Consider the following 14681-nt stretch of genomic DNA (forward strand, 5'->3'; position numbering starts at 1 on the left):
CGCCGCCTGCCCTGCCCGGCCACGATCCGAACAAGCCCAGTGCGCTCGCGGGCCGGGTCAGCAGCGGCGCCGCAACCGGCAGGGCGCTGGCCCCGCCCCGCGTCGGCAAGAATCCGGGCCTGACCCGCATCGTGCTGGACCTGCCGCCGGGCACGACCTACCGCCTGATTCCCGGCGGGGTGGGCCTGCGGGTAGAGCTGACCGGGGTGACGGCGGCCGCGCTGAATGCCCAGAATGTCAGCCCCGAGGTGCGCGGATGGCGCTACGAACCGGGCGCGAGTGGCGTCACCGTCACGCTGCTGACGGGCACGCCGCTCACCGAGCGCAGCGGGTGGCGGGCGCTGCTGGTGCCGCCGCTGGAGGGCAGCACCCTGTCACGGCTGGCCATCGACCTCTCGCCCGCGCTGGCGAACCTGACGCCGCTGACCCCACGTGAGAAGGTGATCGCGGCGGTCCCCGCCACGCCGGTCAGCCGGGGGACGGCGTTGCTGGCCCTCAGCACCAGTCTGGTGCAGCCGCGCGTGGTGCTGGACGCCGGGCACGGGGGCAGGGACCCGGGCGCGGTCGGCTCGGTGATCGAGAAGCAGGTCACGCTGGAGGTGGCCCTGCGCGTGCGCGACCTGCTGCGGGCCGCAGGCGTGGACGTGGTGCTGACCCGTGACAGCGACCGCGAACTGCACCCCGACAAGGTGACCGACCTGAACCTGCGGGCCGGGATGGGCAGGGCGCAGGGCGCCCAGCTGTTCGTGAGCATTCATGTCAACGCTCTGGAGGCCAGCACCGCCCTGCGTGGCTACGGCATCGAGACGTGGTGGAACGGCAACCACCCGCTGTCCAATTCGCTGGCGGGACTGCTGCAGCAGCATATGGTGGAGTCCACGGGCGCGTACTCGCGGGGCCTGCGCAGCAACCGCTCCCTCGCCGTACTGCGCGAGAGCCGCATTCCCGCCGCTCTGGTGGAGATCGGCTACGCCAGCCACCCGGTCGACGGCCTGAACCTCAAAGACACCAACTACCTCGACCGGGTGGCCCTCGGCATTGCCCAGGGCATCCGCGCCGCGCTGGTGGGCGGCGTCTCGGCGAGTGGGCCAGTCGCCGGGAACTAGAGCATTTGCCATAAGAATGCGGTGGGTTTCCGCGTTCGTTGGCCGAGCGGACTTGCAAAGCTGCGCAGCAGAGCGAGCGACTTGAAGAAGAGCATTGGGCAGAATGGAGGCACTTGGGGCGCCCTTCCCCGGGGGCCGTAATTCTGTCAGATGCTCTAGGCGCGCCGCCGTTACTCCCCAGATCGCCCGAGGGACCGCGGGGACGGAAAAAGTACGTCGTCGCGGGAGTGCAGTGCCGCCGCGCATCCGCCCGACGATGAGGTGGACGGCACCATGCAGGCCTCTGGGGACACCACCCCGGGGGCCTCTCTGCTGTGCACGGCCCCAGGTCCCAAGCACGAGGGACACCGTGCGGGTGGCGGTGTCCCTCGGGAGGCTGGAATCCGTCTCAGTCGCGTTCGCGTTCGCGTTCGGCGTTGAGCTGCGCCTGCAACTGGGCCTGCCGCTGGCGCACGTAGTCCTGATGAAAGCGGCCCTCGTCCATCAGCTCGGTGCCGACCGTGAGCTTGCCGGTCGCGAGTTCGCGCATGGCAAGGGTCACGAGGTTGTGGGTGCGTGCCCGCTGCTCGTTCGAGACCACGCTGGGCGCTCCGGAGCGCAGCTGCAGCGCCCGCTTGGCGGTCACGACCGACAGGCGGTACTTGCTGTCGGTGAGGGAAAGCAGCTTGTCAATATCTTTTTCGGCCATGTGGAAACTCCTTTCATCCGGTGGTCCCCCTGGAAGGGAGGGGGGGCACCGGGCGTCTGGCCCGCCCCGGATGGGCAGGCGTACTCAGCCGCTCAGTCTAGCCCAACGCGGCGGGAGGAAGGGTCTGCCGATGGGCCTCCACCGGGCAGCTGGGGCGGTCGGCGCCGGGCAAGGGTCATGGCCTCCAGCCACTGCCCCACGCCTGCAAACGCCCAGCGGGGTGCCCGCACGGGCAGTACAGGCAAGAAACAAGAAAAAAGCCCGCCCGGATGAGGGTGGGCTTTCTCTCTGGAGCCAGAGGTCGGATTTGAACCGACGACCTACTGATTACGAATCAGTTGCTCTACCCCTGAGCTACACTGGCGGTTGTGACGGGGTGCAGGCCAAAAATGCTGCACGCACAAGGGTAGACGATGTACAGGGGCTTGTCAAACTGGCCTACCCCAGCGCCTTGACCTCAGTCTGCAGGGTCTCCAGCCGCGCCCGGAGCTCGGCGGCGCGGGTGCGGGCGGTTTCCAGGCGCGTCTGCTCCTGGGCGGTGAAGCGGGTATAGGGGCTGATGGCGTCGCGCAGCCGGGCGTCGGCGCGTTCCTGCTCGCGCTCGTACTCGCGGCGGATGATCTGTCCCAGCGCCTCGCGCAAGCCTTCCACCTTCTGCCGGAGCTGGCGGTGGGCCTGCAGGCGCTTGTTGGGCAGCACGAACAGCCCCAGGCTCCCCAGGGTCAGCCCCGCGAGGATGCCGCCGGTAAAGTCCAGCGCCGAGGCGCCCACCAGCGCCCCGATTCCCGCGCCGATGCCGATGCCCCCGGCGAGGCCGCCCACCGCGCCCTTGAGGGCGTCCTCGGCGTCGCGGGAGAGTTGGCGGGCGAGTTCCTGCTCGGTGGTGGTTTCCAGGTGCTGCCGCGCACTTCCGGCAATCCCCTCCAGCAGCGCCCCCCGGTCATAGGAAAAGCGGGTGCGGGCCACCTCACTGCTGGGCTGGCGGCGGATCAGGAAGGCCTGCACGTCCTCCCAGAAGTGCAGGTTGGCCTCCACGAAACGGTCGATCATGGTGCCGAACTGCCGGTCGAGGGCCTCGGGGAGGTCCGCCACGGCCTCGCGCCGGAAGGCATCTTCCAGCTCGCGGCTGTTGATCAGGCCGCGCAGGTTGGAAAACCGCAGCTTGTCGTCGATAAATCGGTCGGCCCGCACCTCGAACTCGCCCAGCAGTCGGCCCAGGCGGTTGAGCTGCCCGTCGAGTTCGCCCAGCATCGTCCCCCGGTGGCGCTCGCGCTGGCCTTCGAGGTCGCGCAGGATGGCAAGGTCCTCGGTCAGGGTCTTGCGGGCAGCCTCGGCGCGGGTCTCCTCGCCGGACAGGATCTCGGCGGCGGTCGAGAGCGGACTTTGCAGCTTCAACCGGGTGCGCTCGGTTTCCGAGAGGCGGGCCTGAAGGGCGTCCCGCAGCGCCCGGAAGCCCTCGTCGCCGCCGCGCTGCTCGGCCCGCGCACTGATCAGGAAGACGGGCGGCGTCAGGCCCAGCACCCCCCGCGCCCCCGCTTCCACGAACTGCCGCACCTGCTCGCGCTGCGCCTGCGTTTCCAGCAGGTCGGCCTTGTTCACGACCAGCACCACGCTGCGGCCCCAGCGGGCGGCCAGCGCGAGAAACTGCCGCTCGGACTCGGTGAAGGGCCGGTCTGCCGAGGTCAGGAACAGCACCAGATCGGCGCGGGGCAAGAAGCCCTCGGTCAGCGCCTGGTGCTGGCGGATGATCGCGTTGGTGCCGGGCGTGTCTACCAGCGCCACCCCCTCCAGGCTGGGCAGCGGGTAGGTCAGGCGGCTCACGAAGGGGTCGCGGGTGGGCTCCATCTGCCCGGGCGTCTCGCCGTGGACCAGCACGTAGATGCGGTCGGTGGTGGGCGTCACGCCTTCCGGGAGAACGGCCGCGCCCAGCAGCGCGTTCACGAAGCTGCTCTTGCCCGCGTTGAACTCGCCGACGACCACCAGCAAGAAGCTCTCGTCCAGCGAACGCACCGCGCCCCGCGCGTACTCGACGGCCTCGGGCGGGGCCCCCTGCGTTTCCAGAAAGGCCTGGAGGTCCGAGAGGAGGGCCCGCTCACGGGAAAGAAGGTCCTGAACGCGGGCGGTGACGAGCATGGGGCCAGGGTACCCGCCGGACCAGGGCGGGAGTCTTGCGGATTTCTGTAGGTGGCGGGTCAGGTAAAGCGGTCTTCACGCCTCTGGGCAACCGGGCTCGCCATGAGGAGGCAGACTGATCCCCAGTTCCCACAGGAGGTGCCCTCATGACTGGACCCTATGACCGTCCCCCCATGCCCGCCACCGAGCCCACCGACACCCCCGCGCCTCTCCCCGAGCGGATGCCCGGCGGCGACGACACCGGCCCGATCATGGACCCGCCCATGAACCCGGACCTGCCGGGGATGCCCGAACCGGACCCGACCAGCAACCCGGACACGCCGGGACTGCCCAGCCCGACACCGATGCCCGCAATGTAGGCACAGCCCCGCTCGCGCCGCCGACAGAACAGGGTCGGCGGCGCTGCTGTTGTCAGCGGGTCAGCAACGTCTGCCCATGCCCTCGCAACCAGGCCCGCCACCGCGCATGTTCGGGCATCAGGCGGCTCACGTGCGCCCAGTAACGGGGCGAGTGGTTGAATTCCAGCAGGTGCGCGGCCTCGTGCAGGGCGACGTACCGGGCCACCTCGTGGGGGGCACGGCTCAGGGCCCAGTGCAGCCGGATGTCGCCGCGCGAGCTGCAACTGCCCCAGCGGGTGCGGGCCCCGCTCAGGCCCACCCGCCCCAGCCGGTCCCGCGCTTCCAGCGCCCCCGCGTACTCCTCCACCCAGCCCCGGAAGATGGGCAGAGCTTCCCGGCGGCTCCAGGCTTCCAGGCTCGCGGCGAGGTCGGGGCCGGGTGGGAGACGCAGCTCGTTTCCCGCCCGCTCCGGCAGCCGCACACCAGCCACCAGCCGCACGGTCAGCGCCTCGCCCAGAAAAGGGTAGGGCGAGCCGTCCTGCCACTGCGCCGGGAAGGGCTGCCGCGCCGCGAAGGTCCGCAGGTGCCGCTCGGCCCAGTCGCGGCGGGCCTCCACGAAAGCGCTCAGTGTCGCCTCTGGCGTGCGCAGGGGGGCGTACAGCACGACCTCGCCGGGACGGACCTGAAGGGCCAGGGTGCGGCGGCGGGCGCTGCGGCGAAGGTGCACGGGCACGCCCCCGATCGTCCACGGGGGACTGGAGCGGGGGCGTCCGGGAGGCATGTGCCCGACTCTACAACTGGACTTTACAACTGGTTGTACTCCTGGCTGAAGGTGTCGCACTTGTTGGGGTCGCCGCTCTTGAAGCCGGTCATGAACCAGTTCACCCGCTGCTCGCTGCTGCCGTGGGTGAAGGAGTCCGGCACCACCCGGCCCTGGCTCTGGCGCTGCAGGGTGTCGTCCCCGATGGCCGCCGCCGTGTTCACGGCCTCGCGCACGTCCTCCTGGGTCAGGTTGGCGAGGTCGGCCACCTGGTTGCCCCACACCCCGGCGAAGCAGTCGGCCTGAAGTTCGAGCCGGACGCCGTAGCTGTTGGCCTCGGCCTGGGTGCGGGCGCCCTGCTGGGCCCGGGTGACCTGATCGGCGATGCCGAGTTCGTTCTGGACGTGATGCCCGACCTCGTGCGCGATCACGTAGGAATAGGCGAAGTCGCCGCCGCCGCCGAGTTGCCGGTCCATCTGGTTAAAGAAGGCAGTGTCCATGTAGATCTTGTTGTCCAGCGGGCAGTAGAAGGGGCCGACCGCGCTGGTGCCCTGGCCGCAGGCCGTGGGCACCGAGCCTCTGTAGGACACCAGCACGGGCTTGGTGTAGGTGCGTCCCGCCTGCTGGAAAACGCCGCTCCAGACCTCGTTGGTGCTGCCCAGGATGCGGTCGAGGAACTCGTATTCCTCGGTTTCTCCGGCCGCGCCCGGCTGGGTCTGGGGTTGCGTCTGGGCCGGGGGCGCCTGGTTGCCGCCCAGCACCACGCTGGGGTCCACCCCGAAGAACATGGCGATCAGGGCGATGATCAATCCGCCGATGCCGCCGCCCACCGCCAGGCCGCCCCCCGGCAGGCCACCGCCGCCGCCCCGTTGCACACCGCCGCCGCTGCGGGGAAGGTTTCTCCAGTCCATCTTCAGCCTCCTTCACTCGGCCCGCCGCCCCGGCGCGGCCCCCAGCGGGGCAGCTCCCGGCTCCTGCCTGGCTCAGGGGGCATTGTAAGGACCCCGGGGCGAGCGGGTCTTGACCAAGCCATAGGAAAAGGGGCGGAGGGCTGCCCACCCCCACCCCTCTGCGCCCCCTCCCCTCCCCGGTCCTCAATCGGCGGCGGGCACGGCCCCTGCTCCCAGCCCCACGGGCACGGGCGGCGCGGTCCGGCGGCGTTCGAACTGGTAGAAGACGGCGGGCACCACGTAAAAGGTCAGCAGCGTGGACGTGATGACCCCGCCCAGAATCACGATCCCCAGGCCCCGGCGGAATTCGGCGCCGTCGCCCTGGCCCAGCACCAGCGGAATGCTGATCACCAGCACGGTCAGGGTGGTCATGATGATGGGCCGGAAGCGCAGTTCGGCGGCCTCGATCAGGGCCTCGCGCAGCGGCAGCGAGCGCATCCGCTCGGTCACGAATTCGAGGTATAGGATCGAATTCTTGGTGGACAGGCCCAGCAAGATCACCATGCCCAGCACCGTGATCACGTCGAGGTCCACCCCGAACAGCGAGAGCGTCCACAGCGCCCCCACGATGGCGAGCGGCACCGGCAGCAGCAGGTACACCGGATAGCGGAACGAGTTGAACTGCGACCCCAGCACGAGGTAGGTCAGCAGCACGGCGAGGATCAGGACGACCGGGCCGTAGAACACCAGATCGGCGGTCAGGCCCGCCGTGCCGAAGGAGGACGCGTTGCCCAGCGTCACCCCGTCGGTGAGCAGCCCGGCGGCCTCCGCGCGGTCCACCAGTTCGCGCTGGTAGGCAAAGGCGTTGGGACCGCCGGGCACGAGGTCGAGGTCGAGGCTGGCCGTGTACGCCTTGTTCAAGCGGCTGAGGGTGGCCGGGGCCTGCCGGGTCTGGAAGGAACCGAGAGCCGAGAGCGGCACATTGGCCCCCAGCGCGGGCGCGAACACCGTCTGGTCCAGCAGGCTCTCGCCGCCCTGCACCTGCGCGGGGTCCAGCCGCACCACGAGGTCCACGCTGCGGTCGCCGTCGCGCAGGCGGCCCGCCACGCTGCCGTCGTTGTAGGTCCGCAGGGCCTGCGCCACGTCGGAGGCGGTCAGGCCGGTGCCCGCCAGCCGCGCGGGGTCGGGCACGAAGGTCCGCTCCTGCCGGGTGGCCGAGAGGCTGCTTTCCAGCGTGGCGATGTTGGGGTCCTGCGCGAGCAGCCGCAGGAGGTCGCGGTTACGCCCGGCCAGCAGCGCCTGGTTGGGCGCGGTGAGGGCCAGGCTGAGGTCGGAGCTGCCCCCCGGTCCCCCCTGCTGCGAGGCCACCCGGACCTCGGCCCCCGGCACCCCGGCGGCGAGGGCCGTGAGGTCGCGGGAATAATCGGCGGCAAGGGCCTCGATCCCGGCGCGTTCCTCACGCGGGGCCAGGGTCACGGTCAGGCTGGCGGTGTTGGCGTTCGTGCCGCCCAGCACGCCGCCCGCACCCACGCTGGTCTGCACCAGCCGCACCTCGGGACGGGCCAGTAGGTTCTCCTCCAGCCGGGCGGTGAGCGCGTTCGTGCGCGAGAGTTCGGTGCCGGGGGGCAGTTCCAGATCGGCGGTCAGGATGCCGCTGTCGCTCTGGGGCACGAAGGCGAAGCCGATGTTCCGCAGCGCCAGCGGGGCGCTGAGCAGGAACGCTCCCGCGATCAGCATGACCACCCAGGGCCGCCGCAGCACCCCACCCACGCTGCGGGCGTAGGCGCGGGCGGTCGCGGTGACGCCCCGGTTGGTCAGGCCGTGCAGGGTGCCCGTCAGGGCTTCGAGCAGGGCCAGCAGCACGCTGAGGAGGTAGCGGACCAGGGTGAGCAGCACGGGCGCGAGCAGGATGGAGAGCGCCGCCACCGCCGGAAGCTCCAGCCCGGTCAGGCGATCCAGGCCCACCCACAGCGCCGCCCCGGAGAGCGCGAGCAGCAGCAGGCCGGAGAGGGTCCGCACCCCCGCCAGCGCCTCCCGGAAGAAGCGCGGCAGCCGTCCCAGCACGCCGGGCACCTCGCGCCAGCCGATGGGCTCGGGATCACGGGTGTAGGCCATGCGGACGGTCAGGAACAGCAGGCTCTCGAGCCAGCTCAGCGCGATCGCCGCCGCCAGCCCCAGCCCGAACTGGCTGAAGAACTGCCCCAGGATGCCGGGCATGAAGGAGAGCGGGATCAGCACGGCGAGCAGCGAGAAGGAGGCCGCCGTCACCGCCGAGAAGACCTCCGAGCCGCCCAGCAGCACGCTGCGAATCTGCCCGTAGCCCATATCGCGGTAGCGCTGCACGTTCTCGGCCACCACGATGGAGTCGTCCACCACGATGCCGATGGCGACGATGATCGCCAGCAGCGAGACGATGTTGAACGAGAACCCGAACAGGCTGTAGAGCAGCGGAGCCGCGCTGATGGAGATCGGGATGGCGAGGATCACCGCGAAGACCGTGTTCAGCCGCCCCAGGAACAGCAGCACGATGATGCCCACCGCGCCGATGGCGATCAGGAACTCCTTGAAGGTGTCCTCCACGGTGGCGCGGGTGGCGGTCGTGGTGTCGCTCGCGAGGGTCAGGCGGTAGCCGTCGGGGAGGGGCTGGGCCTCCAGCGCCGCCGTCACCTCGTCGGCAACGGCGACGCTGTTCGTGCCGCTGGCCTTGCGGACGCTGAGCAGGACGGCGGGCTGCCCGTTCACGCGGGCATAACTGGTCGCCCGCGCCGAGGTGTCGCGCACGGTCGCCACGTCCGCCACCCGCAGGCCGGAGGCGGGGTCCACCACGATGCGCTCGACGTCTCCCAGGCTGGTCGGCGTGTTGCGGGTGGAAAAGCCCACCGTGGTGCCGCCTACGGTCACGCTGCCCGCCGGGAGGTCCAGCGCCGAGGCCTGAATCGCCCCCGCCACCCGCCCCGGCGTGAGGCGGTAGGTCTGGAGGCGGGTGGGGTCGAGCAGCACCTGCACCTGCCGCGCCGGACCGCCCGACACCGCGACGTCGGCCACGCCGGGCACCCGCTCCAGCCGGGGCACCAGCGTGTCCTCGGCGTAGGCGGCCACGTCGGGAGCGCGGGCCGAGCCGCCCAGCAGCGCCAGGGTCAGGATCGGGGTGGCGCCCGGGTCGAACTTCTGGACGACCGGGGCCTCGGTGCCGTTCGGCAGCGTCCCGCGAATGGCCGCCACCGCCTGCGAGACGCTGTTGGCGGCCGAGTCGATGTCGGTGTCGTCCGAGAAGGTGATGACCACCGCCGACTGGTTGCTCACGGACGTCGTGTTGATGTCCACCACGCCGCCCAGCGTGCTCACGGCGGCCTCGACGCGCTGGCTGACCTCGCGGTCCACCTGATCGGGCGTCGCGCCGGGGTAGGCGGTCGAGACGGCGAGGACCGGCACCTCGAAACTGGGCAGCAGTTCCACCCCCAGCCGGGTCGTCGCCAGCAGCCCGAACAGCACAGCCATCACGAAGATGCCGATGGAAAAGACGTAATTGCGCACGCTGAAGCGCACGGCGGGGTGAACGGGCGGTTCGGGGGTGCCGTCGGGCAGGGTGCCGCGCGGCAGGGTGAACTCGGGGGGATCGTGGGTGCTCATGGAAACTCCGGGAGGGGGAAGTCAGGCCGGGAGACGGAGGAACGGACGCGGCCAGCTCGCCTCATGACCCTCCTCCGGCCACGCGCACCCGCGCCCCGTCCTGAAGGCTGCCCGGCACGGGGGTGACCACCCTGGCCCCGGCGTCCAGCCCGCGCACGGCCACCCGGCCCCGCGACTCGGCGTCCACCCGGACGGGCACGCGCCGGGCGGTCCCTTCCTCCACGACGTAGACGGCGCTCTCGCCGCCCTCGGAGGTCAGCGCCGACGACGGCACGAGGACGCCGCCGCCCACGGTGGCCCGGTAGCGCACCTGCGCCGAGCCCCCCACCGGGAGGTCGGCCCCGCCCTGCACCCGCGCCGTCACGGGCACCAGGCGGTCGGTCCCCGCCACCCCGCTGACCTCGTTCACGACGGCCACGTAGGTCTGTCCGCCCGCGTCGAGGTTCAGCCGGGTGCCGGGCGCGAGCGCCGCCGCGTCCGCCGGGGTCACGTTGAAGCGGGAGCGGACATTGCCCGCCTCCACCAGCCGGAAGACCGGGCTGCCCTGGCCCACCGCCTCGCCCACCTCGGCCGCGACCGACACCACGACTCCCGCGAAGGGGGCACGGACGACCGTGCGGGCCAGCGCGGTCTCGGCCTGGGTGACCCCGGCGCGGGCGCTCTGGACACTGAGTTCCAGCGCCTCCGGGCTGCCTGCCCCCGCCCGCCCGTTTTGCGCGAGCGCGTTGCGAGCCTGCGCGAGGGCACTCTCGGCCTGGGCCTGACCGGCCTGGGCGGCGAGAAGTTGCGCGTCGGTGAGCTGATCGTCGTCGTAGCGCTCGGCGGCGTCCTGCGCCTCCTGCCGAGCGCGGCGCAGGCCGAGTTCGGCGGCGCGGACCCCGGCTTCCAGCGCGGGCCGGGCGGCCTCCACCGCCTCCCGTGCCTGCCGCAGGCTGAGTTCGGCCTGCTGCAATCCCAGCCGCGCCGAGGTCAGCGCCTGCCCCGCCGCCGTGTCGTCGAGCTGCACGACTCCCTGCCCGCTCGCCACCCGCTCGCCCTCGCCCACCAGCACCCGGACCACCGTGCCGCCCGATTGCGCGGCCACGTTGCTGTCGCGGCCCGCCTCCAGCGTCGCGGCCACCGTGCGGGCCACCGTCAGCTCCCCTTCCCCGGCCCGCACGGTCCGCACGGCGAGCGCGGTCGTCTTGGGCGGCGGGGTCGAGAGGCGGGTGGCCGTCTCCTCCCCTTCCCCTTCGGGCGAGCAGGCCGTCAGCGCGAGAAGCAGGGTCAGCGGCAGCAAAGCGCGTTTCACCGGGGCCGCCGGGAACGGGCGAGGGGGCTGGGCAGGGGATGGAGCATGGGGGAAACCTCCGGGAAGAAAAAGGGCGACAGGTGGGGAAGGTGGGGAAGCGGTCAGGGCGCGAGCCCCGGCCACAGCAGGTCGAGCAGCGCGGAGACGAAGCGGGCAGGGTCGGCCGGAGCGGGATGGGGCGCGGCGCAGGGGAGCGCACCTTCCCCCTCCGCCCCGGCGAGCAGGTCGCGGTACACGTACTGGGTCAGCGCCCCCAGCAGCGCGAGGGCCGCCACGTCGGCATCCTGCGGGCGGACGCGGCCCAGGTCCATCTCGGCGCGGAGGTAGGCGGCCAGAGCAGCCAGGTCGTGGCGCAGCGGGTCCCCGATCCGGCGCAGCAGCGGGTTGTGGTCCGGGGCGTGCCCCTGCGAGAGCATCAGCGTGAGGCGGGGCAGCACCCGCGCCGCGTCCTCCAGACAGCGCCGGGCGACGTGTTCCAGATGCCCGCGCACCTCGCCCGTCCCCACCCGGCCCGGCAGATCGTCGCGCCAGGGGGTCACGTCGCGCAGGCCCACCGCCGCCTCGAACAGGTCGGCCTTGGTGGCGTAGCGGGTAAAGAGGGTGCCCTCCGCGACGCCCGCCCGCCGCGCGATCTCGGCGGTGGTCGCCCCCACGCCGCGCTCCAGAAAGACGGCGCGGGCCGCTTCCACGATCTGCTCGTCCGAGACGCTACGGGGCCGGGCCACGTAATTGAGTATGGACTCAGGAATGACCGGGAGCCGGTACGTTTGCCTACAGTGGGGGGGCCGCTCCCCCCTGGGGGTTACTGCACCACCCGCGCCGGACAGGTCACGCGCACGCGGACCTCCTCGCCCTCCGGCCAGACCTCGTGGCCGGACGTGTGGACGAGGAGTTCCTGGCCTCCCAGCCGCACCGCGTAGGTCACGTCGTGGCCCCTGTACTCGCGGGCCACGATGGTGACCGGAGTGCCCTCCTCGCCGGGCCGGGCGAAGGCCAGATGCTCCGGGCGCACACTCACGAGGACCGCCCCCTGCGCGGGTTCCTCCAGCGGGAGGTCGCCCAGCGCGGTGCGGGCGCTCAGGCCCGTGGCCGTGCCCGAGAGCAGGTTGCTGCGGCCCAGGAAGTTGGCGACGAAGGCGGTGCGCGGGTGCGCGTAGACCTCGTGCGGGGGGCCGATCTGCTCCACCCGGCCCGCCCGCATCACGACGAGGCGGTCGGAAAAGGCCAGCGCTTCCTCCTGGTCGTGGGTCACCAGAATCGCGGTGGTCCCGCTCTGGCGCAGGATCGCGCGGACCTCCTGCCGGGTGGAGTGGCGCAGCTGCGCGTCGAGGTTGGAGAAGGGCTCGTCGAGCAGCAGCAGCGCGGGCCGGGGCGCCAGGGCACGGGCCAGCGCCACCCGCTGCTGCTGCCCGCCCGAGAGCTGGTGGGGCAGGCGGCCCTCGAAGACGGTCAGGCCGACGAGCGCGAGCGTCTCGCGGGCGCGGGCCAGCCGCCCGGCGCGGGGCAGGCCCTGAAGACCGAACAGCACGTTGCCCAGCACGGTGAGGTGAGGAAAGAGCGCGTAGTCCTGAAACACCAGCCCGACGCCGCGCCGCTCCGGGGGCACGGGCGGGGCCGTCATCTCGCGCCCCGCGATGCGGATGCTCCCGCTGTCGGGCGTCTCCAGCCCCGCGATCAGCCGCAGGGTGGTCGTCTTGCCGCAGCCCGACGGCCCCAGCAGGGTGATCAGCTCGCCAGGAGATACCCGCAGGTCCAGCGCCTCCAGCACCGGGGGCAGGCCCGGCGCGTAGCTCTTGGTCAGGGCCGCGATCTCCAGCAGCGGCGCGGCGGGGTCGGCCAGGGTCGCGGCAGCCGCAGCGGGAGCCGGGGGCGTCAGGGTCGTGGCCGCCGCCCGGCGGGTCAGCAGGGCACGGAGGCCGGAAGGGGCGTGGGTCATGTCCTCTCTCTCCTCAGGATCAGCACGGTCAAGAGCGCCCCGCTGAGGGCCAGCACCAGCGCGTAGGGGGCCGCCGCCGCGTACTGCGCTTCCTCGGTGTACGTCCAGACGTTGCGGGCCAGGGTGTCAAAGCCGGTCGGGGCCAGCAGCAGGGTCAGCGGCAGTTCCTTCAGCACGCTCAGAAAGACGAAGGCCGCGCTCGCCAGGAGTCCGGGGCGCATCAGCGGGAGGGTGACCTGCCAGAGGGTCCGGGCAGGCCGGGCGCCCAGCACCCGCGCGGCCTCCTCCAGCCGGGGGGTGGCCTTCGCCAGCGAGGTGCGGATGGGGCCGATCGCTTCCGCGACGAAGTGCAGCGTGTAGGCCAGGATCAAGAGGGCGAAGGTCTGGTACAGCCCCGGCGCCGACCGCAGCACGAAGAAGACCAGCGCCAGCGCGAAGGCCAGCGGCGGCGTCGCGTACCCCAGATAGGCCACCCGCTCGGTGACCCGCGCCGCCCGCCCCGCGTAGCGGTTGCCGATATAGGCGAGCGGAAAGGCGAGGACCGTGGTGGTGATCGCCGCCACTCCCGCCGCCGTGAGCGCCGAGCGGGTCGCGTCCCACAGCCCGGCGAGCGCGTAGGGGTTCTGCTCCAGCCGCAGCCAGTAGCCCACCGTCCCCAGCGGCACGACGAGCGCGGCCCCCGCCAGCAGGCCGATAAAGACCCAGGCGGGCAGCGTCCAGCCGCGCAGGGGCACGCGGGCAGGTTGCCGCGCCCCTCCCGGCGACACCCGCGAGAGAAACACCCCGCGCATCAGCCGCGCCTCCAGCCACAGGGTCAGCCCGGTCACCACGAGCAGCATCAGCGCCAGCCACGCCGAGTACACCCGGTCGTAGGCCGCCGTGTACTGCTGGTAGATGGCCGCGCTGAAGGTGGGGTAGCGCATCAGGCTGGTCACCCCGAAGTCGCCCAGCACGTGCAGGGTGACCAGCAGCCCGCCCGACAGCCACGCCGGGCGCAGGTGCGGCAGCGTGACCTCGCGGAAGGTCTGCCCCGGCGTGCGGCCCAGCAGCCGGGCGGCGTCCTCCAGCGCGGGGTCCTGCGCCCGGAGTGCGGCGTGCAGGTTCAGGAACAGGTACGGGAAGGTGAAGAGGGTCAGCACCCCCAGCGCCCCCCAGAACCCGCTGGGTCCCGGCCAGTTCAGGCCCGTCACCGCCCAGATGGTCCCGCCCGGCCCGCTCGCCGCGATCAGCGCATAGGCGCCCACATACCCCGGAATCGCCAGCGGCAGCACCCCCAGCAGCGTCAGCACCCAGCGCGGCCGGAAGGTCGTCCGGGCGGCCAGATACGCGAGCGGCAGCGCCACCGCCGTTCCCGCCCCCAGCACCCCCAGCGCCAGCCCCAGCGTGTTGCGCAGCAGTTCGAGGTTGCGAACCCGGAACACGATCTCGCGCAACTCCTGCGCCTCGGCCCCGAAGGCCCGCAGCACCAGATAGGCGAGCGGCAACAGCACCCCCAGCGCCGTCAGCAGGGCGGGCAGGGCCAGGGTGGGGGGCAGGCGGCGGCGCAGGGTCATGGGGAGGGGGAGGCCGCAGGGGCCAGCCGCGCCAATTTATCAGAGTAACTTGGTCGGGATTGGGGGGCAGGCGTCCCGGCGCGGGTTCATCCGGTAGACTTCCGTTGTCTTCGGACGGGGAGCATGACAACGGGGACCGAGAGGGCTACGCCTCCAAAAGAGGTGAGCGCCCGTGGCTTCAACACGGACGCTCGGAAAGGTGGTGCTCTCTTGAGACACAAGAAGCCTACCAGAAGAAGGAAACGGGTTCAACCAAAGGCTCTCGCAGAGTGGCTCGCTGTACTCACGGCGCTCCTGACGGCGATCAAGTTGCTGGTTGAACTCATCCAGACCCTCCTCACCTGAGCTAAGAGCCT

General features: G+C 71.8%; 11 protein-coding genes and 1 tRNA gene. 2 read left to right on the plus strand and 10 right to left on the minus strand.

Translation table 11 applies throughout. The features are described 5' to 3' along the window. On the plus strand, positions 1–1106 hold a 1106-nt coding region (locus QOL99_RS08585), incomplete at its 5' end, for an N-acetylmuramoyl-L-alanine amidase family protein (RefSeq protein ID WP_285523018.1). A gap of 388 nt (positions 1107–1494) precedes the next feature. On the opposite strand, the gene rpoZ is transcribed toward QOL99_RS08585, so the two are convergent. From rpoZ to QOL99_RS08600, 3 genes are all read right to left on the minus strand, one after another. After that, positions 1495–1794: a DNA-directed RNA polymerase subunit omega gene (gene rpoZ / locus QOL99_RS08590; RefSeq protein WP_285523020.1), complete on the minus strand. Its 300-nt coding sequence runs from the start codon at positions 1792–1794 to the stop codon at positions 1495–1497. 289 nt (positions 1795–2083) lie between these two features. Beyond that, positions 2084–2158: transfer RNA gene (locus tag QOL99_RS08595), tRNA-Thr, on the minus strand. A 74-nt stretch (positions 2159–2232) separates the two neighbouring features. Continuing rightward, positions 2233–3927 carry a dynamin family protein gene (locus tag QOL99_RS08600; protein ID WP_285523021.1) on the minus strand — a complete coding sequence of 565 codons (1695 nt, stop codon included), beginning with the start codon at positions 3925–3927 and terminating at the stop codon, positions 2233–2235. Between the two features lie 146 nt (positions 3928–4073). On the opposite strand from QOL99_RS08600, the gene QOL99_RS08605 reads away from it, so the two are divergent. Continuing rightward, positions 4074–4286, plus strand: coding sequence for a hypothetical protein (locus QOL99_RS08605; protein WP_104991634.1), 213 nt, complete (start codon positions 4074–4076; stop codon positions 4284–4286). A gap of 52 nt (positions 4287–4338) precedes the next feature. Here QOL99_RS08605 and QOL99_RS08610 read toward each other — a convergent pair whose 3' ends face one another. The 7 genes from QOL99_RS08610 to QOL99_RS08640 form a co-directional block, all read right to left on the minus strand. Continuing rightward, positions 4339–5046, minus strand: a complete 708-nt coding sequence (locus QOL99_RS08610) for a M48 family metallopeptidase (RefSeq protein WP_285523026.1) — start codon at positions 5044–5046, stop codon at positions 4339–4341. A gap of 23 nt (positions 5047–5069) precedes the next feature. Further along, positions 5070–5936 carry a KPN_02809 family neutral zinc metallopeptidase gene (ypfJ, locus tag QOL99_RS08615; RefSeq protein ID WP_285523028.1) on the minus strand — a complete coding sequence of 289 codons (867 nt, stop codon included), beginning with the start codon at positions 5934–5936 and terminating at the stop codon, positions 5070–5072. Between the two features lie 183 nt (positions 5937–6119). Continuing rightward, entirely contained in the window at positions 6120–9545 is a 3426-nt protein-coding gene (locus tag QOL99_RS08620) for an efflux RND transporter permease subunit (RefSeq protein ID WP_285523029.1), read from the minus strand. A 61-nt stretch (positions 9546–9606) separates the two neighbouring features. Further along, entirely contained in the window at positions 9607–10836 is a 1230-nt protein-coding gene (locus QOL99_RS08625) for an efflux RND transporter periplasmic adaptor subunit (protein ID WP_285523030.1), read from the minus strand. 101 nt (positions 10837–10937) lie between these two features. After that, complete coding sequence (locus QOL99_RS08630) at positions 10938–11561, minus strand: TetR/AcrR family transcriptional regulator (protein ID WP_285523032.1); 624 nt, start codon at positions 11559–11561, stop codon at positions 10938–10940. Between the two features lie 77 nt (positions 11562–11638). Then, entirely contained in the window at positions 11639–12772 is a 1134-nt protein-coding gene (locus tag QOL99_RS08635) for an ABC transporter ATP-binding protein (protein WP_285523033.1), read from the minus strand. Next, positions 12769–14325, minus strand: a complete 1557-nt coding sequence (locus QOL99_RS08640; RefSeq protein WP_285523035.1) for an ABC transporter permease — start codon at positions 14323–14325, stop codon at positions 12769–12771. The genes QOL99_RS08635 and QOL99_RS08640 overlap by 4 nt, the downstream gene beginning before the upstream one ends. Between the last annotated feature and the right edge of the window lie 356 nt (positions 14326–14681).

The sequence above is a fragment of the Deinococcus rhizophilus genome (assembly GCF_030271215.1).
Lineage (GTDB): Bacteria > Deinococcota > Deinococci > Deinococcales > Deinococcaceae > Deinococcus > Deinococcus rhizophilus.